This window comes from Pseudomonas sp. B21-009 (assembly GCF_024749345.1).
Classification (GTDB): Bacteria; Pseudomonadota; Gammaproteobacteria; order Pseudomonadales; family Pseudomonadaceae; genus Aquipseudomonas.
The window spans coordinates 3,476,112-3,496,306 of sequence record NZ_CP087199.1; the positions used below are offsets into that span (position 1 = coordinate 3,476,112).

20 protein-coding genes are annotated in these 20,195 nt (G+C 65.0%); 13 read left to right on the forward strand and 7 right to left on the reverse strand.

Annotated elements, in window-relative coordinates; genetic code table 11:
- The first annotated feature begins 51 nt into the window (after positions 1-51).
- From LOY34_RS15710 to LOY34_RS15720, 3 genes are all read left to right on the forward strand, one after another.
- A complete protein-coding gene (locus LOY34_RS15710) occupies positions 52-1,419 on the forward strand; it encodes an NAD(P)-dependent oxidoreductase (protein ID WP_195884427.1) in 1,368 nt (455 codons plus the stop codon).
- The gene (gene preA, locus LOY34_RS15715) at positions 1,416-2,693 is read left to right on the forward strand and encodes an NAD-dependent dihydropyrimidine dehydrogenase subunit PreA (protein ID WP_093387493.1); all 1,278 of its coding nucleotides are present in this window, start codon (positions 1,416-1,418) and stop codon (positions 2,691-2,693) included. Before LOY34_RS15710 ends, preA begins: the two co-directional genes overlap by 4 nt.
- Positions 2,694-2,815: 122 nt before the next feature.
- Complete coding sequence (locus LOY34_RS15720) at positions 2,816-3,199, forward strand: DUF2784 domain-containing protein (RefSeq protein WP_195884428.1); 384 nt, start codon at positions 2,816-2,818, stop codon at positions 3,197-3,199.
- 140 nt (positions 3,200-3,339) lie between these two features.
- Here the strand turns inward: LOY34_RS15720 and tam are convergent, their stop codons facing one another.
- Both tam and LOY34_RS15730 read right to left on the reverse strand, forming a co-directional pair.
- Positions 3,340-4,104, reverse strand: a complete 765-nt coding sequence (gene tam / locus LOY34_RS15725; RefSeq protein WP_195884429.1) for a trans-aconitate 2-methyltransferase — start codon at positions 4,102-4,104, stop codon at positions 3,340-3,342.
- A gap of 62 nt (positions 4,105-4,166) precedes the next feature.
- Positions 4,167-5,621, reverse strand: coding sequence for a PLP-dependent aminotransferase family protein (locus LOY34_RS15730; protein ID WP_195884430.1), 1,455 nt, complete (start codon positions 5,619-5,621; stop codon positions 4,167-4,169).
- A 90-nt stretch (positions 5,622-5,711) separates the two neighbouring features.
- On the opposite strand from LOY34_RS15730, the gene LOY34_RS15735 reads away from it, so the two are divergent.
- The 5 genes from LOY34_RS15735 to LOY34_RS15755 all read left to right on the forward strand — a co-directional run bounded on the left by LOY34_RS15735 (position 5,712) and on the right by LOY34_RS15755 (position 11,397).
- The gene (locus LOY34_RS15735) at positions 5,712-6,923 is read left to right on the forward strand and encodes a multidrug effflux MFS transporter (protein WP_195884431.1); all 1,212 of its coding nucleotides are present in this window, start codon (positions 5,712-5,714) and stop codon (positions 6,921-6,923) included.
- Between the two features lie 34 nt (positions 6,924-6,957).
- Entirely contained in the window at positions 6,958-7,437 is a 480-nt protein-coding gene (locus tag LOY34_RS15740; RefSeq protein ID WP_045195638.1) for a GNAT family N-acetyltransferase, read from the forward strand.
- Positions 7,438-7,514: 77 nt separating this feature from the next.
- A complete protein-coding gene (locus LOY34_RS15745; RefSeq protein ID WP_176794246.1) occupies positions 7,515-8,336 on the forward strand; it encodes a WG repeat-containing protein in 822 nt (273 codons plus the stop codon).
- A gap of 44 nt (positions 8,337-8,380) precedes the next feature.
- Positions 8,381-10,114: a hypothetical protein gene (locus tag LOY34_RS15750; RefSeq protein WP_195884433.1), complete on the forward strand. Its 1,734-nt coding sequence runs from the start codon at positions 8,381-8,383 to the stop codon at positions 10,112-10,114.
- Positions 10,111-11,397 carry a hypothetical protein gene (locus LOY34_RS15755; RefSeq protein ID WP_195884434.1) on the forward strand — a complete coding sequence of 429 codons (1,287 nt, stop codon included), beginning with the start codon at positions 10,111-10,113 and terminating at the stop codon, positions 11,395-11,397. Before LOY34_RS15750 ends, LOY34_RS15755 begins: the two co-directional genes overlap by 4 nt.
- Positions 11,398-11,438: 41 nt before the next feature.
- Here LOY34_RS15755 and LOY34_RS15760 read toward each other — a convergent pair whose 3' ends face one another.
- Positions 11,439-12,059, reverse strand: a complete 621-nt coding sequence (locus LOY34_RS15760; RefSeq protein WP_045194080.1) for a TetR/AcrR family transcriptional regulator — start codon at positions 12,057-12,059, stop codon at positions 11,439-11,441.
- Between the two features lie 159 nt (positions 12,060-12,218).
- Here LOY34_RS15760 and dkgB point away from each other — a divergent pair, with 159 nt between their 5' ends.
- A complete protein-coding gene (gene dkgB, locus LOY34_RS15765) occupies positions 12,219-13,022 on the forward strand; it encodes a 2,5-didehydrogluconate reductase DkgB (protein WP_195884435.1) in 804 nt (267 codons plus the stop codon).
- On the opposite strand, the gene LOY34_RS15770 is transcribed toward dkgB, so the two are convergent.
- The gene (locus tag LOY34_RS15770; protein ID WP_045194082.1) at positions 13,019-13,261 is read right to left on the reverse strand and encodes a DUF2790 domain-containing protein; all 243 of its coding nucleotides are present in this window, start codon (positions 13,259-13,261) and stop codon (positions 13,019-13,021) included. The two genes, dkgB and LOY34_RS15770, sit on opposite strands and share 4 nt — an antisense overlap.
- A 160-nt stretch (positions 13,262-13,421) precedes the next feature.
- On the opposite strand from LOY34_RS15770, the gene LOY34_RS15775 reads away from it, so the two are divergent.
- Complete coding sequence (locus LOY34_RS15775) at positions 13,422-14,852, forward strand: PLP-dependent aminotransferase family protein (RefSeq protein ID WP_195884436.1); 1,431 nt, start codon at positions 13,422-13,424, stop codon at positions 14,850-14,852.
- 102 nt (positions 14,853-14,954) lie between these two features.
- Positions 14,955-15,392 (forward strand): carboxymuconolactone decarboxylase family protein, encoded by a 438-nt coding sequence (locus LOY34_RS15780; RefSeq protein WP_045194084.1) that lies wholly within the window; start codon positions 14,955-14,957, stop codon positions 15,390-15,392.
- On the opposite strand, the gene LOY34_RS15785 is transcribed toward LOY34_RS15780, so the two are convergent.
- The 3 genes from LOY34_RS15785 to LOY34_RS15795 form a co-directional block, all read right to left on the reverse strand.
- Entirely contained in the window at positions 15,393-16,823 is a 1,431-nt protein-coding gene (locus tag LOY34_RS15785; protein WP_195884437.1) for a short-chain fatty acid transporter, read from the reverse strand.
- Between the two features lie 120 nt (positions 16,824-16,943).
- Positions 16,944-17,600, reverse strand: a complete 657-nt coding sequence (locus LOY34_RS15790; RefSeq protein WP_045194086.1) for a CoA transferase subunit B — start codon at positions 17,598-17,600, stop codon at positions 16,944-16,946.
- Between the two features lie 32 nt (positions 17,601-17,632).
- Complete coding sequence (locus LOY34_RS15795) at positions 17,633-18,331, reverse strand: CoA transferase subunit A (protein WP_045194087.1); 699 nt, start codon at positions 18,329-18,331, stop codon at positions 17,633-17,635.
- Between the two features lie 137 nt (positions 18,332-18,468).
- On the opposite strand from LOY34_RS15795, the gene LOY34_RS15800 reads away from it, so the two are divergent.
- Both LOY34_RS15800 and LOY34_RS15805 read left to right on the forward strand, forming a co-directional pair.
- Positions 18,469-19,374, forward strand: coding sequence for a LysR family transcriptional regulator (locus LOY34_RS15800; RefSeq protein ID WP_123566324.1), 906 nt, complete (start codon positions 18,469-18,471; stop codon positions 19,372-19,374).
- Positions 19,362-20,189, forward strand: a complete 828-nt coding sequence (locus LOY34_RS15805) for an aldo/keto reductase (RefSeq protein ID WP_195884438.1) — start codon at positions 19,362-19,364, stop codon at positions 20,187-20,189. Before LOY34_RS15800 ends, LOY34_RS15805 begins: the two co-directional genes overlap by 13 nt.
- Positions 20,190-20,195 lie beyond the last annotated feature (6 nt).

Sequence of the window (20,195 nt, forward strand, 5' to 3'; positions counted from 1 at the left end):
GATGGAAGGCAAAGCCTTCCCCAAAAAAAATAAAAAAATGAGGAACCCACCGTGATCGATTCCCTCAACCACCTCCCCCGACCGTCCGAAAGCAACGCCACCCTCGCCGAGCACTTCAGCGACCTGGCGCCAGCGTTGAACGCCCGCCAGGCCGCGCTTGAAGCCTCACGCTGCCTGTATTGCTACGACGCGCCTTGCGTCAACGCCTGCCCCAGCGAGATCGACATCCCCTCGTTCATCCGCAACATCCACCAGGAGAACGTCCAGGGCGCGGCGCAGAAAATTCTCTCGGCCAACATCCTCGGCGGCAGTTGCGCGCGGGTGTGCCCCACCGAGATCCTCTGCCAGCAGGCCTGCGTGCGCAACAACCACCAGGAGTGCGCGCCGGTGCTGATCGGCCTGTTGCAGCGCTATGCCGTGGACCATGCCGAGTTTGCCCAGCACCCGTTCCAGCGCGCCGCCAGCACCGGCAAACGCATTGCCGTGGTCGGCGCCGGCCCGGCGGGGCTGTCGTGCGCCCACCGCCTGGCCTGGCACGGCCATGACGTGGTGATCTTCGAAGCCCGGGACAAAGCCGGCGGCCTCAATGAATACGGGATCGCCAAGTACAAGCTGGTCGACGATTTCGCCCAGCGCGAGCTGGACTTTGTCCTGCAGATCGGCGGCATCGAGATTCGTCACGGCCAGGTGCTGGGCGACAACCTCAGCCTGGCCGAGCTGCAACAGCAGTTCGACGCGGTGTTCCTCGGCCTGGGCCTGAATGCCGTGCGCCAGCTGGGCCTGGCCAACGAGGCAGCGCCGGGCATGCTCGCCGCCACCGAGTTCATCCGCGAACTGCGCCAGGCCGATGACCTCACCTCCCTGCCGGTGGCCGACCGTTGCATCGTCCTCGGCGCCGGCAATACCGCCATCGACATGGCCGTGCAAATGGCCCGCCTCGGTGCCCGCGACGTCAACCTGGTGTATCGCCGTGGCGTCGAGGACATGGGCGCCACCGCGCACGAGCAACACATCGCCAAGGACAACCAGGTACGCCTGCTGACCTGGGCCCAGCCCGAACAAGTGCTGCTCGACGATCAGGGCCGGGTGCGCGGCATGCGCTTTGCCCGCACGCAGTTAAGCGATGGCCGCCTGCAGCCAACCGGCGAGACCTTCGAACTGGCTGCCGACGCGATCTTCAAAGCCATCGGCCAGGCCTTCGATGCCAGCGCCTTGAGCGACAGCAGCGGCCAGCAGCTGGCCCGCGAGGGCGAGCGCATTCGCGTCAACGAGCAGCTGCGCACCAGCCTGCCCGGCGTGTATGCCGGCGGCGACTGCACCCAGCTCGGCCAGGACCTTACCGTCCAGGCCGTGCAGCACGGCAAGCTGGCCGCCGAGGCCATGCATGCGCACCTGATGCTCAATGTGGAGGCTGCATAATGGCTGACCTGTCGATCGAATTCGCTGGCATCAAGGCGCCCAACCCGTTCTGGCTGGCCTCCGCACCGCCCACCGACAAGGCTTACAACGTGGTCCGTGCCTACCAGGCCGGCTGGGGTGGCGTGGTCTGGAAAACCCTGGGCGAAGACCCCGCCGCAGTCAACGTCTCGTCGCGTTACTCGGCGCATTACGGGGCCAACCGCGAGGTCATGGGCATCAACAACATCGAGCTGATCACCGACCGTTCGCTGGAAATCAACCTGCGCGAAATCACCCAGGTGAAGAAGGACTGGCCAGACCGCGCACTGATCGTCTCGCTGATGGTGCCCTGCGTCGAAGAATCCTGGAAAGCCATTTTGCCGCTGGTCGAAGCCACTGGCGCCGACGGCATCGAGCTCAACTTCGGCTGCCCCCACGGCATGCCCGAACGCGGCATGGGCGCGGCGGTCGGCCAGGTGCCGGAGTACGTCGAACAGGTCACCCGCTGGTGCAAGACGTACTGCTCGCTGCCGGTGATCGTCAAGCTGACACCGAACATCACCGACATCCGCCAGTCGGCCCGCGCCGCCCATCGTGGTGGCGCCGACGCGGTGTCGCTGATCAACACCATCAACTCGATCACCAGCGTCGACCTCGAACGCATGGTTGCCCACCCCATTGTCGGCGACATGAGCACCCATGGCGGCTATTGCGGCTCGGCGGTCAAGCCGATCGCCCTGAACATGGTTGCCGAAATCGCCCGCGACCCGGCCACCCACGGCCTGCCGATCTGCGGTATTGGCGGCATCGGCAGCTGGCGTGACGCCGCCGAGTTCGTCGCCCTCGGCTGCGGCGCGGTGCAGGTGTGCACGGCGGCGATGCTGCATGGCTTTCGCATCGTCGACGAGATGAAGGATGGCCTCTCGCGCTGGATGGACAGCCAGGGCTACCGCAGCCTCAAGGAGTTCCAGGGCCGCGCCGTGGGCCACACCACCGACTGGAAGTACCTGGACATCAACTACCAGGTGGTGGCCAGGATCGACCAGGCGGCGTGCATCGGTTGCGGGCGCTGCCACATCGCCTGCGAAGACACCTCGCACCAGGCCATCGCCAACCTCAAGCAGACCGACGGCAGCCACCGCTACGAGGTGATCGACGCCGAATGCGTGGGCTGCAACCTGTGCCAGATCACCTGCCCGGTGCAGGACTGCATCGAGATGGTCCCGCAGGACACCGGCAAGCCGTTTCTTGACTGGCTGCATGACCCGCGCAACCCCTACCGCGAAGCGTCCTGAGGCAGGCAGCAAAAACAGCGAGGGAGGCCTGGCGGCTCTCCCTCGCTGAAGGCAATCGTAGCGCTGCACGAATGCCTATATCATGACGGTTACAGGAATATCCCCGCGAGGAAGGAATCGTCATGCTTTACCGCCTGGGCGCCGATGGTCTGGTGCTGTTTCACTTGTTGTTTATTGTCTTCGTGCTGTTTGGCGGTTTGCTGGTGCTCAAATGGCGCGGTGCGATGTGGTGGCATCTGCCGGCGATGAGCTGGGGCATGGCCGTGGAGTTCTTGCACCTCACCTGCCCGCTCACCGAGTGGGAAAACCGCCTGCGCCAGGCCTCGGGCCTGGCCGGTTATGAAGGCGGCTTCATCGAGCACTACATTTGGCCGATCATCTACCCGGCGGGGCTGACGCCTGGCATCCAGCTGGTGCTCGGTTCGGTGGTGGTGCTGGTCAACGGCCTGGTCTACCTGCACGTAATGCGCCAGTGGCAGGCGCGACGTCAGCAGCGCATTGCCTAGGGTTTGTACGAAAAGTCGCCGAGCGGCGATCAGGCAAGGCGAAAACAGGCGAGGAAGCGGAGTTTACGAGTTGTAAATGAGCATTCCGAGCCTGTTTTCAACGCAGCATGATCGTCGCGCAGGCACTTTTCGTACAAAGCCTAGCGTGTAGCAACGATAAACAGGCGCGGAAACGGCAACAGCACCGTGCCATCGGCGGCAGGCGGATACGCCTGCTCCATCGCCTGCAGGTAGTACTGCAGAAAGTCTGCCTGCTCCTGGGCATCCAGCGCCGCCAGATACGGCCGCAATGCCGAGCCCTTGAACCACTCCACCACCGCCGGCGCGCCGCCTGCCAGCGGGTGGTAATACGTGGTGCGCCAGACGTCCACGCGCCGGCAATGGGGGCTGAGCACATCGTAGTAATAGGCCGCAGTGTGCCGTGGCGGCAACTGCAGATCACCGACCTTGCTGGCCCAGCTGCCCAGTTTGGCGATCTCGCGAAGCTGGCGGTGTGCCGGTTCGTCGAGGTTGTCCGGGGTCTGGATCGCCAGGCTGCCACCGGCCGTCAGTTGACGTACCAGCTGCGGGTACAACAGCGCGTGGTCGGGCAGCCATTGCAGCGAGGCGTTGGCGAGGATCACATCGACACCCTCATCGACGCTCCAGCTAGCGATATCAGCCACTTCGAAGGCCATCTGCGGCAAACGCTGGCGGGCGGCGGCGATCATGTCTTCGCTGCTGTCCAGGCCGGTCACCTGCGCCTCGGGATAGCGGCTGGCGAGCACTTGCGTGGAGTTGCCCGGGCCGCAGCCAAGGTCCACGGCGCTGGCGACTGTGTGGTTGGGCAGCGCCGCTACCAGGTCGCGCACCGGGCGCGTGCGTTCGTTCTCGAAGGTGCTGTATTGCGCAGCTGACCAGGTCATCGCAGGTTCCTTTAGTGGCCTTGGGAAATCGAGCGTGTCCTAGCATGCCGGTTACCCGCCGATTAAGAAACCTCGTACAGCAGCGCCGCCAGTTTGCGCCCGGCAAAACGCAACTGCGCATCGCTCAGGGCGGTGAAGCCGATCATCACCGCAGGCCGCAGTTGCACCTGCTGGCAGAAGCTGCCGATCGGTTGCAGTTGCAGGCCCTGGTCGGCGGCGCGCTGGCAAAAATCCTGCTCATCCGCCCCTGCCGGCAACCACAGGACAAAGTGCAAACCGGCTTGCTGGCCGCTGACCTCATAACGGCCCGGCGCATGCTCGGCCAGGCAGGCGAGCAGCAGGTCGCGGCGCTGCTGATAGGCCTGGCGCGCCTGCCTCAGGTAGCGTACGAAGCTGCCATTGGCCAGGTACTCGGCCAGGCCCAGTTGCTCGGTAACCCCGACCGCGCCGCCGGTGCCCTGCAGGGTCGAAAGCAACGGTGCGCGCAGGCTCGCCGGCACCAGCATGAAACCCACGCGCAGACCGGCGAACAGGGTCTTGTTGAAACTGCCGCAGTAGATCACCCGGTCGCCGTGATCCAGGGCCTTGAGCGCCGGCAGCGGTGCGTTGTTGTAGTTGAATTCACTGTCGTAGTCGTCTTCGACGATCCACGCCTCGGCACGCTTGGCCCAGTCCAGCAGCATCAGCCGCCGCGACACCGACAGGGTCACGCCCAACGGCGACTGGTGCGCCGGGGTCACGCAGGCCAGGCGGGCATCCAGGTGACGCTCAAGCGCTTGCGCGTCGATGCCCTCGGCGGTTACCGGCACCGCCACCACCTGCGCCCCGGCCCGCGCAAACAGCGACCTGGCGGTGCGGTAGCCGGGGTCTTCGACACAGGCCTTGTCGCCCGGGCGGATCACACTGCGCGCCAACAGGTCGATGCACTGGCGGATGCCGCTGGTGACGATCAAGTCCTGGGCAGTGCAGCGGATGCCGCGATAGCGGCGCAGGTAGTCGGCGATCTGCTCGCGCAGGGCCGGCAGCCCGGCCGCATCCGGCGAGCTGAGCAAGGCTGCCGGCGCTGTCGCCAGGGCCTTGGCCAGCGCCTGGGACCAGGCCTTGAGCGGGAACAGCGCCGGGTCGGCCAGGCGCGCGACAAACGGCACACCCACCTGCACACCGGCGCCGCTGGCCGTGCTCGGTGCGCTGAGCGGCTGGCACGCCGGCGCCGCTGCCGGCTCACTGCCAGCAGCGATAAAGGCGTCAGGCACCACCGCACACACCCGGGTACCGGAGCCGGCCACCCGGTTGACATAGCCCTCATCGCGCAGACGCTCGAACACCAGCTCCAGGGTGCCCCGCGACAGCTGCCAACGCTCGGCCAGGGTGCGCGTCGAGGGCAAGCGGCTGCCGGCCGCCAGGCGCTTGTCGAGGATCGCATCGCGCAGGGCGGCATAGGCGCCTTGCTGCTTGCCCTGGGCCAATGCCGTGGGCAGCGGGAGATCGAGGGCGATGGCGGCTTTGCCTGTGCGCATAGTGGTCCAATCAGGTTTGTTCTTAATGGCGCTGCCGATTAAACCACATTGGCCGCTAAGGTCTGCGCATCGATCACAAGGAACCGTTCAATGCCCACCCCCTCCTCGCCCGGCCCGCGAACCTGGCTTCTATTGCTGCTGATGATTGTCTGCCTGCCGCGGGTGGCCCTGGACATCTACCTGCCCGCCCTGCCCGACATCGCCATCGCCCTGCACGCCAGTGATGCCCAGTTGCACCTGACCCTGACCCTGTACATGCTCGGCTACGCCCTGAGCATGCTGATCAGCGGCCCGCTGTGCGACCGTTTTGGCCGCCGCCCGCTGTTGCTGCTCGGCGGCACGATCTACCTGCTGGCAAGCCTTGCCTGCAGCCTGGCCAGCAGTGTCGAGGTGCTGATTGCCGCGCGCCTGTTCCAGGCCCTGGGCGGTTGCTGCGGGGCGGTGATTGGCCGGGTGATGGTGCGTGATCACTTCGACCGCCAGCAGCAGGGCCAGTTGCTCGGCTACCTGTCGATGGGTATGGCGCTGTCGCCGATGATCGCGCCCGTGCTGGGCAGCCTGATCGAAACCGGCCTGGGCTGGCGCTGGATCTTCCTGCTGCTGACCTTGAGCGCTGCCCTGAGCCTGCTGCTGATCGCCCTGCGCCTGCCGGAAACCCGCCCGCCGCAAGTGGACGGGCTGCGTCAGCAACCGGTGCTGAAGGTCTACCTGCGCCTGCTCGGTGACGGCTACTTCATGCGCTATTCACTGGCGATTGCCTGCGTTTACTGCACCTACTTCCCGTTCATCGCCGAGTCCTCGACCCTGCTGCAACGCCGCCTGGGCCTGAGTTCGGCGCAGTACGCCGCGTTGTTCGCCGTCACCGTCGGTGGCTACCTGGTAGGCTCGCAGCTGTTTCGCCGGCGCAGTGGCCGCTACAGCGCCGATGCCTTGCTCGGCCAGGCCCTGGTGCTCAACCTGGCTGGCGCGCTGCTGCTGATGCTCGCCACCCGGCTGTGGCCCGACGCGCTGCTGGCGATCGTCCTGCCGATGCTGCTGATCATGCTCTCGGTGGGCCTGGCCATTCCGGCCTGCCAGTGGGCGGTGCTGCAGCCTTATGCGGCCATCGCCGGCAGCGCCTCGGGGTTGTTCTTTTTCATCCAGATGGCCTTCACTGCACTGTGCAGCCTGGTCATCGGCCAGCTCTCCGATGGCAGCGCCGGGCCCCTGGCCGGCATGACTGCGCTGGCCAGCCTGGCCTTTGCCCTGGTGCTCAAATGGCTGCGCAGCGAAGCGATGACGCTCAAGGCTGGTTCCGGCTAACATGGGCGATTACCTCACCCGCCGGAAGCCTGCCATGAGCCTGACCATCCGCCCCGCGCGGCGCGAAGACGCCGCCCAGATCCTCGCCTTCATCACCGAGCTTGCCGACTACGAGCGCGCCGTCCACGAAGTAATCGCCTCCCGGGCCGACATCGAACGCACCTTGTTCGACGACGGCGCCAAGGCCCTGAGCCTGATTTGCGAGCGCGACGGCCAGGCCATTGGCTATGCGGTGTACTTCTACAGCTACTCGACCTGGCTGGGGCGCAACGGCATTTACCTCGAAGACCTGTACATCACCCCCGAGCAACGCGGTGGCGGTGCCGGCAAGCAGTTGCTGCGTCATATCGCCGTCGAAGCCCTGGCCAACGGCTGCGGGCGCCTGGAGTGGAGCGTGCTCGACTGGAACGAGCCGGCCATCCAGTTCTATAAATCCCTGGGCGCCCTGCCCCAGGATGAATGGGTGCGCTACCGCCTCGAAGGCGCCGGCCTTGAGGCTTTCGCCCGCGGTTGAATGGCTGGGCAAGTGCGGCGCGATCGGCTAAGGTGCGCGCCTTGCCCTTACCTCGCCTTGCCAAGGAATGCACTGAATTGAAGGCCCTCTTTCGCTCCCTCCCGTTACTGTGCCTGGGCGCTGCCCTGGCGGCCTGCAGCGCCACCCCCGCCGACCCGGTCAGTTTCAAGGAAAATGACCTGTATGGCCTTAAAGACCCCAGCGGCAAGGTCATCGTTGCGCCGTCCATCGAGCTGCAACCGGTTTACCACGAAGGCATGGCAGCCGTTCGCATCAACAACAAATGGGGCTACATGGACCGCAAGGGGCAGTTGCTCATCCCGACCCTCTACAAGCGCCCCGGGCCGTTCAGCGATGGCCTGGCAGGCGTCTGCCTGACGTATTCCGAGTGTGGCTACATCGATACCCGGGGCCGCACCGTGGTGCCGTTCGAGTATGACTGGGTAGAGGGTTTCGACGACGCCAAGGACGGCCTGGCGGTAGTCGCCAAAGGCAACCTGTTCGGCATGATCAACCGCAAGGGCGAGCAGGTGATCCCCCTGCGCTTCAGCTCGCGGCCCATTACCGAGAAGGGCTATGTGCTGCTGAACGACAGCGCCAGCAAAAAAAGCGGCCTGATGAACACATCCGGCAAAGTGGTGCTGCCTTTCGAATACGACGGCTTCGCCTACAATACCTGGGGCGGACGGCTGATCAACGACAATCTGCTGAGCGCGGCAAAAGAAGGTAAATGGGGCTTTATCGACCTTAAGGGCAAGGTGGTGCTGCCCTATATCTATGACAGACCCGGTTTTTTTCGCGACGGCCAGGCCATCGTACAACGCGATGGCAAGCACTACCGGATCGACCGCAAGGGCAACGAAACGCCCTTGGAATACGAGCCATTGAAGCTACCCTGAGAGTATTTCCAATGATGTAAGCCTGGTGCACAGGAGTGCTGCCCATGGTCGTCAAAGCCAATAGCCAGACCTTCACCATCCTCGCCCAGGACCCGGCGGTGCGTGATGCCCGCGGCCAGTTGCTGTTCGCCCGGGTCAGCGTGCCGCTGGAAACCCTCGGCCTGGGCCCCACCGGCTACCGCCTGAAGGTGGTCGACTTCGACGCCTCGCGCAACCAGCTGTACCACGCCCACGCCTACCAGCAGGACGCCACCAGCGGCGCGATGATCGACCCCTTCGATCAGCCCGGCGAGGCGCTGCTGGGCAATCCGGCGTTCCACTGCCAGCACGTCTACGCGGTGGTCATGCGCACCCTGGCGCGCTTCGAGATGGCCCTGGGGCGCAGGGTCGGCTGGGGCTTCGAGGGCCACCAGTTGCATGTGGTGCCGCATGCTTTCGTCGAGGCCAATGCCTTTTACTCGCGGGCCGACCGCGCCTTGATGTTCGGTTATTTCAAGGGCCTCGACGGCCAGCACGTGTTCACCTGCCTGTCCCACGACATCGTCGCCCACGAGGCCACCCACGCGATTCTCGACGGCCTGCGCGGCGGCTTCATGAATGCCTCGGGGCCCGATCAGGCAGCCTTCCACGAAGGCTTTGCCGACGTGGTGGCGCTGCTGTCGGTGTTTTCCCTGCGCGAAATCATCGAGTACGCCCTGACCAATGGCGGGCGTATCGAGCTCACCGTACAGGGCGATCGCCGGCTGCTCAACGGCGACCAGCTGAGCCCGCAGAACCTTGCCGAGTCGCTGCTGTTCGGTATCGGCGAAGAGTTCGGCCAGCAACTCGAAGGCCTGCGCGCCAATGCCCTGCGCCGCTCGGTGATGCTGCCGCCGTCGGCGGATTACCTGAGCGACGAGCAGTTCGCCGAAGCCCACAACCGTGGCGAAGTTTTCGCCGCCGCCATGCTTCGCAGCATGCTCGCCCTGTGGGTGGCGCGCCTGGGCGAGCTGGGCAATTTTGGCGACAACCTGTACAACCTGCGCGAAGTGGTTGAAGAAGGCGCCAAGGCCGCCGACCAGTTGCTGACCATCGCCATCCGCGCCCTGGACTACTGCCCGCCGCTGGACCTGGAGTTCGGCGACTACCTGGCCGCTCTGCTCACCGTCGATGCCCAGGTGGCCCCGGACGATTCGCGCTACGACTACCGGCTGATCATCCGCACCACCTTCGAAGCCTTCGGCATCAATCCGCCGCCAGCGCGCACCGACAGCGACGGCTGCTGGCACGGCTTTGCCGACAACGGCCGGGTGCAATACCGCAACAGCCACTTCGACTCGATGCTGCGCGACGACGAAGAGGTGTTCCGTTTTCTCTGGGAGAACCGTGCGGTGCTGGGCATCGACGAGCGCGCCTACACCGAAGTGGTGTCGGTGCGCCCGAGCATCCGCCTGGGCACCGACGGCCTGCTGCTGCGCGAGAGCGTGTGCGAATACATCATGAAGGCCAACATCTTTGGCGCCGAGCTCAAGAGCGTGTGCAACATCAGCCCGCGCCCGGCCTGGATCAAGACCACCGACGCGCTCACCGTCTACGGCGCCGGCACGCTGATTTTCGACCAGTACGGGCGCATCAAGTATCACGTCCAGCGCCCGCTCAACGACGGCCAGTGGCAATTGCGGCGCTTGAGCTACCTGGCAGGTCTCGATACCAGCGAGCTGGACCTGCGCAACCCGTTGGCGCAACTGCACCGCCAGCGCGCCTGGCAGGTCGGCCCATTGCGCGAGGAGCAAGCATGAACCCGACCAGCCTGACCCTCTATGCCTACCAGGTCGGTTTTGGCGACTGCTTTTTGCTGCGTTTCAACTACCCCGGTGACGTACGCCGCCATGTGCTGATCGACTTCGGCTCCATGGGCATGCCCAAGGGCGTTGCCCAGGGCCAGCGCCTGCTGGCAATCGCCGAAGACATCAAGGCCAAGTGCGCGGGCAAGCTCGATGCGGTGGTCGCCACCCACCGGCACGCCGACCATATCAGCGGCTTTGCCAGCAATCGCGCCGGCACCGCCAGTGGCGATGTGATTCGCAGCCTGGCACCTGAGCTGGTGCTGCAACCCTGGACCGAACAGCTGGAGCTGGCCGAAGACGCCATTGCCCCCGAGCAACCGGGCCTGCGCGGCGCGCGCAGCATGGCCCAGACCCTCAAGAGCATGAATGCCCTGGCCAGCGCCGTAGTCAAGCTGCTCGACCAGGGCAAGCATGGGTTGTCCGCAGAGCTGGCCAGGCGCCTGGGGTTTATCGGCGAAGACAACATCTCCAACGCCAGCGCGGTGAACAACCTGGCGAGCATGGGCAAGCGCAACGCCTATGCCTTTTTTGGCAGCGAAGATGCCCTGGCCGAACTGTTGCCCGGTGTCCGTACCCATGTTCTCGGCCCGCCCACGGTCGAGCAGAGCGCCTCGATCCGCAAGCAGCGCAGCCGTGACCCGGCCGAGTTCTGGCACCTGCACCGGCAACTGGTCGATGCCCAGGTCAATGCGCCGGACGACGACCCCGGGCCCTTTGCCGACTACCCGGCGACCCGTGGCAGCAAGCTGCCGATGAGCACCCGCTGGATCGCCCGGCGGGTGCGCGAAGCCCGTGGCGAGCAGTTGCTGCAGATCGTCACCGCGCTGGATAAGGCAATGAACAACACCAGCCTGATCCTGCTGTTTGAAGTGGCGGGCAAGAAGCTGCTGTTCCCGGGCGATGCGCAGATCGAGAACTGGAGTTACGCACTGAGCCAGCCGGACATTCGCGCGTTGCTGGCAGACGTCGACCTGTACAAGGTCGGCCACCACGGCAGCCTCAATGCCACGCCAAAAAGCCTCTGGGGCGGCTTCAACAAACGCGGCAAGGCCGGCACGCCACAACGCTTGACCAGCGTGCTGTCGACCATGCCCGGCAAGCACGGCAACCCCGAGGCCGGCACCGAAGTGCCAAGGCGGCCGTTGCTGGAGGCGCTGGGCAAGGAGAGCGAGTTGCACAGCACCGATGGCTTGGAGCCGGGAAGCTTGTACGAGGAGATCGAGTTCAGCTTTTGACGATCAGGGCCCTATCGCTGGCTTGCCAGCGATGCTTTTGATCAGGGCTCAAGCCCGATCCCCCTGAGGATCACACTGGTCACCGTCTGTACCGCCCGTTCGAACTGCAGCTCCGACAGCGGTTGGTGATCGTTGAGCAGCCCGACCTGGTGGCTGAAGTCGGCGTAGTGCTGGGTCGAGGCCCAGATCATGTACAGCAGGCCCGAGGGCTCCACCGCCAGGATCCGCCCGTCTTCGATCCACTGGCGGATCTTCGCTTCTTTCATTTTCGCCCAGTCGTACAGCGGGTCGTCCAGCGCCGCGCCGAGGTTCGGCGCACCATGGATGATCTCGTTGGCCCAGACTTTGGAGCCATGGGGCCGGGTGCGCGAATGGTTCATCTTGGCTCGGATGTAGCTGCTCAGCACGATGCGCGGATCGTCATACAGTTCAAAACACAGGGCATCCTGCTTCCACACATCGAGCAGGCCGAACAGCACCGCCTGGTACAGCTCGGCCTTGGTGCTGAAGTAATAGTGCACGTTGCTGCGTGGAAGCTGCGCGGCCTCGGCGATGTCGGCCATGGCGGTGCCGGCGAAGCCTTTTTCGGCAAAGACCTTTTCCGCTGCCAGAAGGATGTTGTCAACGTTGCGTTGACGAATGCTGAGCTTGTGCTGGGCCATGGCCGAATCCGTTGCGACTGACCCTGCAAGGCTACCACTGCCGGAGCATTCGTGCGCTGCAAGCAAAAAGCTTGTGCGGCAACGGGCATTTTTCTGCGCGGGCACAGTCGCAATACTGCACGTCTTGTTTATCAACGCTCGCACCGGAGGAACCCGCTCATGACTATTCCCGCCCTTGGCCTTGGCACCTTCCGCCTCAAGGACCAGGTAGTGATCGATTCGGTGGCCACCGCCCTCGAACTCGGTTACCGCGCCATCGACACCGCGCAGATCTACGGCAACGAAGCCGAGGTCGGCCAGGCCGTGGCCGCCAGCGGCATCGACCGTGACGAGCTGTTCATCACCAGCAAGATCTGGACCGAGAACCTGGCCGCCGACAAGCTGATCCCCAGCCTCAAGGACAGCCTGCACAAGCTGCGCAGCGACTACCTCGACCTGACCCTGATCCACTGGCCATCGCCCCAGGGCGCAGTGCCGGTCAGCGAGTTCATGGGCGCCCTGGCCGAAGCGCAAAAGCAGGGCCTGACCCGGCAGATCGGCGTGTCCAACTTCACCATCGACCTGCTGCGCCAGGCCATTGAGGTGGTCGGCAAGGACGCCATCGCCACCAACCAGATCGAGCTGCACCCGTACCTGCAGAACCGCACGCTGGTGGACTTCATGCACCGCCAGGGGATTGCCGTGACCTCGTACATGACCCTGGGCTACGGCAAGGTCCTGCACGACCCGGTGATCGAGCAGATCGCCGCGCAGCACGGCGCCACCCCGGCGCAGGTGACCCTGGCCTGGGCCCTGCAGCTGGGTTATGCGGTGATCCCGTCCTCGACCCGGCGCGAGAACCTGGCCGGCAACCTCAAGGCCCGCGAACTCAAGCTCAGCGCTGACGACATGGGCAGGATCGCCGCCCTCGACAGCGGCCTGCGCCTGACCAGCCCCGAGAGCCTGGCGCCAGCCTGGGACTAACCGCGGTCGGTGCAGACCCGGGCCAGTTTCAGGTACTGCAGGCTGTGTTGCCGGCCCGCGGAGTCGACATAGACCATGCTGGCCAGCACCACCTCGCAGGTGTCGCTGGCCGGTTCGCTCAGCTGCAGCACCCGGGCGACATCCACGGGCATGCCATAGTGATAGACCGGCACCGGTGTGGCGGCCTGGGCCGTCGCCGCCAGCAACAGGCTCAAACCCGGCAGATAACGCAGGCTCATGGTGATTCTCCTGTGCACGCAAGCGGTTCGCCGCAGTGCCGGCGAACCTCGACCCGTTGAGTGTGGCGCGCTGCGGGCATAGGCGTTGCACCAGGGGATCAACGGCAGCGAATCAGGTAACCTGAACGCCAGACAAACGCCTGCGGATACGCCCCTCACCATGGAACTCCACATCAGCCTGCAAGGCCGCAAGGGCCTGGCCGAGCAGCTTTACCAGCAGTTGCGCGACGGCATTGACAGCGGCCGCCTGGCGGCCGGCACGCAACTGCCCCCCAGCCGCCTGCTGGCCGAGCAACTGGGGGTGTCGCGCAAGACCGTGGCCGAAGCCTATTCGCGCCTGACCTACGACAACCTGCTCAGCGGCCAGGTCGGCAAAGGCAGCTTTATCACCCCTGCCACCACCCGCAACCCTCCCCCCGGTACCAGCATCCCCCTGGCCAGCGCCGCCACCCTGGCCAAATGGCAGGCCCGGGCCAACCCGCTGGCTGACCTCAAACTGCCGATGTTGCGCTACGACTTTATCGGCGGCGCCTCGAGCAAGGTGCAGTTCCCCTTCGATGACTGGCGCCGCTGCAGCCAATACGCCCTGCGCCAGATCCGCCACAGCAGCGCCCGCTACAGCGCCCACCAGGGCCTGCCGGAGTTGCGCGAAGCGATCGCCCGGCATATCGCCTTCGCCCGCGGCGTGCGTTGCAGCAGCCAGGACGTGGTGGTCTGCAACGGCGCCCAGCAAGCCCTGGACCTGATCACCCGGGTGCTGGTCGAACCCGGTTGCCAGGTGGCCATGGAAGACCCCGGCTACACCCCGGCGCGCCAGTTGTTCCTGGCCCAGGGCGCCGAGCTGCAATGCGTGCCGGTCGACGCCGAGGGCATGTGCGTCGAGCAGATCGCCGAGGGTACGCGGCTGATCTACGTCACCCCCTCGCACCAGTTCCCGCTGGGCATGCCGATGAGCCCGGCGCGCCGCCAGGCCTTGCTCGAACGTGCCGCAGCGCTGGGCGCGATCATCATCGAGGACGACTACGACAGCGAGTTCCGCTATGAAGGGCGGCCCACCGACTCGTTGCAAAGCCTCGACCGCCACGGCCTGGTGGCCTATGTCGGGACCTTCTCCAAGACCCTGTTGCCGGAGCTGCGCCTGGGTTACTGCATCGTCCCCGAAGCGCTGCGCGAGGCGATCTGCATCGCCAAGCAATTGACCGACTGGCACACCCCGACCCTCAACCAGTGGGCGCTGGCGCAGTTCATCAGCGAAGGCTCGCTGCAAAAGCACATCCGCCGCGTGCATGAAGTCTATGCCGCGCGCCGCGAATGCATCCTGGCCCGCCTGCAGGGTGATCTTGCGCCCTGGTTCGAAGTGGTGCCGGCCACTGCCGGTTATCACCTGAGCGCCCTGGCCCGGGGCGAGCTGGACGTGGAGTTTTTGATCAGCATGGCGCGCAAGGTCGAGGTCGGCCTGTATTCACTGGCGCCCTTCCATGCCCGCGTGCCGGTGCGCCAGGGCCTGCTGCTGGGCTTTGGCGCCATCGAACGGCTGGACATCGACCCGGCCCTGGACCGCCTGCGCGACGTGCTCCAGGCCCTTGACTGATTGGCCTCCTGACAAAGGGCAAAATTGGCTATTCGAGTACGCCGTACCTGGCGCTAAGGTAGCGCCATCGCCGCCTGTGGCGGACCTTAGCGGAGAGCAGCAATGAGCAATCGTATCGAATGGGCCAAACACTCGCCTGAAGCCTACAAAGCCATGGTCGGCCTGGAAATGGCCCTGGGTAAATCGGGGCTTGAGAATTCGCTGCTGGAGCTGGTGCGCCTGCGTGCTTCGCAAATCAATGGCTGCGCCTACTGCGTCAACCTGCACGCCAACGATGCACGCAAAAGCGGGGAAAGCGAAGCGCGCCTGCAGACCCTGAGCGTCTGGGACGAAACCGAATTCTTCAGCCCGCGCGAGCGGGCGGCGCTGGCCTGGGTCGAAAGCCTGACCCGCCTGCCCGACCAGCGCGCCCCGGAGCACCAGTACCGCGCGCTGCTCGAGCACTTCAGCGAAGCCGAAGTGGTCAACCTGACCCTGGCCATCGCCACCATCAACGCCTGGAACCGCTTCGGCGTCGGCTTTGCGATGATTCCTGGCTGATCAACCCGCAGGGGTCGGCATCACCGGCGGCGTGTACTGCAAGGTGGTGCCGAGGATCCACAGCAGGAACAGCACCAGCGGCACGTGCACCAGCAACTGCACGAACGAGAAGCCGATCAGGTCGCGCGCCTTCAGGCCCAGCACGCCCAGCAGCGGCAGCATGTAGAACGGGTTGATCAGGTTCGGCAGCGCCTCGGCGGCGTTGTAGATCTGCACCGCCCAGCCCAGGTGGTACTGCAGGTCGTTGGCCACCAGCATCACGTACGGCGCTTCGATGATCCACTTGCCGCCGCCCGAAGGGATGAAGAAGCCCAGCACCGCCGAGTACACGCCCATCAGCAAGGCATAGGTGTCGTGGGTGGCGATCTGTACGAAGAAGGTCGAGATGTGGTGCGCCAGGCTCTGCGCATCGGCGCCCTGGACCTGGGTCAGGATCGCCGCGATCGAGCCGTACAGCGGGAACTGGATCAGCACCCCGGTGGTGGTCGGTACCGCACGGGCCACGGCATCGAGGAAGCTGCGCGGGCGCCAGTGCAGCAAGGCACCGGCCATGATGAACAGCAGGTTGTAGGTGTTCAGCCCGGAAATCGCGGTGATCGCAGGTTTGGTCGAAAACTCGTTGTACAGCCAGCCAGCGGCCAGGGCCACCAGCAGCAGGATCAGGATCGGGCTGTACTCCAGCCACTCGCCCGGGCGGGTGCGCTGCGGTGTTGGCGGTGCCGAGAAGCTTGGGTCGACGCCGCAGGCTTCGGCGCTGCGGGCGCTGTTGGGGCCCGGCGCAGTGGCATAGGCCACGACCAGCGAAACCACCACCAGCGCGGCGAGCATCACCCCCGACTGCCAGAGGAAGATGGTCTCGGTGAACGGGATCACCCCGGTGATCGCCAGGATCGACGGCGGCAGGCTGGCCGGGTTGGCCTGCAGTTGCGCGGCCGAAGACGACAGGCCCAGGGCCCACACCGCACCCAGGCCCAGGTAGGCGGCGGCACCGGCGGCGCGGTAGTCCATTTTAAGGTCGGTGCGCCGGGCCAGGGCGCGCACCAGCAAACCGCCGAACACCAGCGACAGGCCCCAGTTGAGCAACGAGGCGACCATCGAGATCAACGCCACCCAGCACACCGCCGAACGACCGTTGTTGGGGAGGCGCGCCAGGCGGTCGATCAACTTGACCGCAGGTGGCGAGCTGGCCACCACGTAACCGCCGATGACCACGAAAGCCATCTGCATGGTGAACGGGATCAGGCTCCAGAAACCGTCACCGAAGGCCTTGGCGGTATCGGTGGGTTTGCCGCCCATGGCGAGGGCAGCGACCGACACCAGCACCACGGCCAGGGCGGCGAACACCCAGGAGTCGGGGAACCAGCGTTCGGCCCAGTTCGAGCAACGCAGGGCAAAACGGGCGGAGCGGCTGTCTTGGATATCAGCGGCCACGGGATTTTCCTTTTATCGTTATTTTTCTGGAACAGCCAAAAGCCCCATCGCGGGGCAAGCCCGCTCCCACAAATACCTGTAGGAGCGGGCTTGACCCGCGATGGGGCCCGAAAGTACGACTCAGAAGGTCATTTCTTTAACATCATCCGCCACGATCAGCTTGCCCGCGGTCTTCTCGATGATCTCTTCAACCGTCACCCCCGGCGCAGTCTCGCGCAGGATGAAGGCGCCGTTCTCGATCTCAAGGTATGCCAGGTCGGTGAGCACCTTGCGGATGCAGCCGGCGCCGGTCAGCGGCAGGCTGCAACGCGGCAGCAGCTTGGACTCGCCGTCCTTCGAGGCGTGGGTCATGGTGACGATGATGTTGTCGGCACCGGCCACCAGGTCCATCGCCCCGCCCATGCCCTTGACCAGCTTGCCGGGGATCATCCACGAGGCGATGTTGCCTTGCACGTCCACTTCAAAGGCGCCAAGCACGGTGAGGTCGACGTGACCGCCGCGGATCATGGCGAAGGATTCGGCCGAGTTGAAGATCGAGGCGCCGGTGCGGGCGGTGACGGTCTGCTTGCCGGCGTTGATCATGTCGGCGTCCAGCTGCGCTTCGGTGGGGAATTCACCCATGCCCAGCAGGCCGTTTTCCGATTGCAGCATTACGTCCATATCGGCCGGGACGTAGTTGGCCACCAGGGTCGGGATGCCGATGCCGAGGTTGACGTAGTAGCCGTCCTTGAGTTCACGGGCTACACGTTGGGCCATTTGTTCGCGGGTAAGTGCCATGGTCAGGATCTCTTTATTGTTCTGGGGTCGGGTCAGGCTTTGACGGTGCGTTTTTCGATACGCTTCTCGAAGGTGCCGACGATGACCCGGTCGACATAGATGCCCGGGGTATGGATTTCGCTCGGCAGCAGCACGCCCGGCTCGACGATCTCTTCGACCTCGACCACGGTGATCTTGCCGGCGGTGGCGGCCAGCGGGTTGAAGTTCTGCGCGGTGTTGCGGTACACAACGTTGCCGTAGTGGTCGGCCTTCCAGCCCTTGACGATGGCGAAGTCGCCGGTGATGGACTCTTCAAGGATGTACTTGCGGCCGTTGAATTCGCGCACCTCTTTGCCTTCGGCGACCGGGGTGCCGTAGCCGGTGGCGGTGAAGAAGGCCGGGATGCCGGCGCCGCCAGCGCGCATCTTCTCGGCCAGGGTGCCTTGCGGGGTGAGTTCCACTTCAAGTTCGCCGCTGAGCAGCTGGCGCTCGAACTCGGCGTTTTCGCCCACGTAGGAGGCAACCATCTTGCGGATCTGGTGCTCTTCAAGCAGCACGCCCAGGCCAAAGCCGTCGACGCCGCAGTTATTGGAGACCACGGTCAGGCCCTTGACGCCACGGCGCTTGATTTCGGCAATGAGGTTTTCCGGGATGCCGCACAGGCCGAAACCACCGGCCAGTACCGTCATGTTGTCGGTCAGGCCTTCAAGGGCCTGTTCATAGGTTGCTACGCGCTTGTCCAGTCCGGCCATGCTGATCCGCCTTTTGTAGTTGTTGATCCGACAGGGGTGTCGGCGAGCGTTTGAACCATCTTCACCCCTGAGCACTTATTTGTTAATTTTGTTTTTATGATCGATTGATTAACTTTTCAAAAGAATAGCCTAGCCCGATGAACGTCAAACAGTTGCGCGCCTTCGTCACCGTCGCCAAATACCAGAGCTTTGCCCAGGCTGGCGAACACCTGCACCTGTCGCAGCCGGCCCTGAGCCTGACCATCAAGGCCCTTGAGGACAACCTCGGCGGCGCCCTGCTCAGCCGCACCACCCGCAGCGTCAGCCTGACGCCTGAGGGCGAAGTGCTGCTGCCGCTGGCCCGGCAACTGCTGGCCGACTGGGACAACACCGAAGAATTGCTGCGCCAGCGCTTTACCCTGCAGCTTGGCCGGGTGTCGATCGCCGCCATGCCGGCCTTTGCCGGCAACCTGCTGCCGGCGGCGCTGAAGGTGTTCCGCCAGCGCTACCCGAGGGTCAACGTCACCGTCCACGACGTCATCAACGAACAGGTGCTGGAACTGGTGCGCCACCGCCGCGTCGAACTGGGCATCGGCTTCGAACCCGAAGCCAGCGAGCCGCTGCGCTTCACGCCGCTGTACCTGGACCGCTTCGTCGCCGTGGTGCCAGCCGACTCGCCGCTGGCGCAACAGCCACAGGTGAGCTGGCGTGAACTGCTGGGCGAGGACTTCATTGCCCTGCAACGCCCTTCGGCGGTGCGCCTGCTGCTGGAGCAACACCTGGCCGCCGAACACGGCAAGCTGGCGGTAGCCTTTGAAAGCCATCAGTTGTCGACCATCGGCCGCATGGTTGCCAACGGCCTGGGCGTCAGTGCCGTGCCGGCGCTGTGCATCGGCCAGATGCAGGAGCTGGGTGCGCGTTGCGTGCCGCTGGTAGAACCGAGTATAGAACGGCGTATTGGCGTGACCCTGCTGGCCGACCATAAACTCTCGGCAGCGGCGCAGGCGCTGCTCGATGTATTGCTTGAACATATCCGCCCACAGGAGGTGACATGCGTACCGTGAAACTTGCCGAACACAACATCCCGGCCATCGGCCAGGGCACCTGGTACATGGGCGAAGACCCGGCCCGCCAGCACGCCGAAGTCGCCGCCTTGCAGCACGGTATCGAGCTGGGCCTGAACCTCATCGATACGGCCGAAATGTACGCCGAAGGCGGCGCGGAAACCGTTGTAGGCAAGGCCATTGCCGGGCGTCGCGAGCAGGTGTTCCTGGTCAGCAAGGTGTACCCGCACAACGCCAGCCTCAAAGGCATTCCCGCGGCCTGCGAACGTAGCCTCAAGCGCCTGGGCACCGAACACATCGACCTGTACCTGCTGCACTGGCGTGGCCAGTACCCGCTGGCGGAAACCGTCGAAGCCTTCGAGCGCTTGCGCGTCGAGGGCAAGATCGGCCGTTGGGGCGTGTCCAACTTCGATGTCGACGACCTGCGCGAGCTGTATCGGCTGAGCGGTGATTGCGCGGCCAACCAGGTGCTTTACAACCCCTCCCTGCGCGGCATCGAATACGACCTGCTGCCCTGGAGCCACAAGCGTAACCTGCCGACCATGGCCTACTGCCCGCTGGCCCAGGCCGGGCGCTTGCTCAAGCACCCGACCCTGGCCGAGATTGCCGAGCGCCATGGTGCGACGCCGGCGCAGGTGAGCCTGGCCTGGGTGATTCGCCAGGACGGCGTGATTGCCATTCCCAAGGCGGTGGACCTTGAGCATGTGCGCCTGAACGCGGCGGCGGCCAACCTGGTGCTCAGCAGTGAAGACCTGCGCGCAATCGACCGGGCCTTTGCGCCGCCGACACGCAAGCAGCATCTGTCGATGGTATGAGGGCCG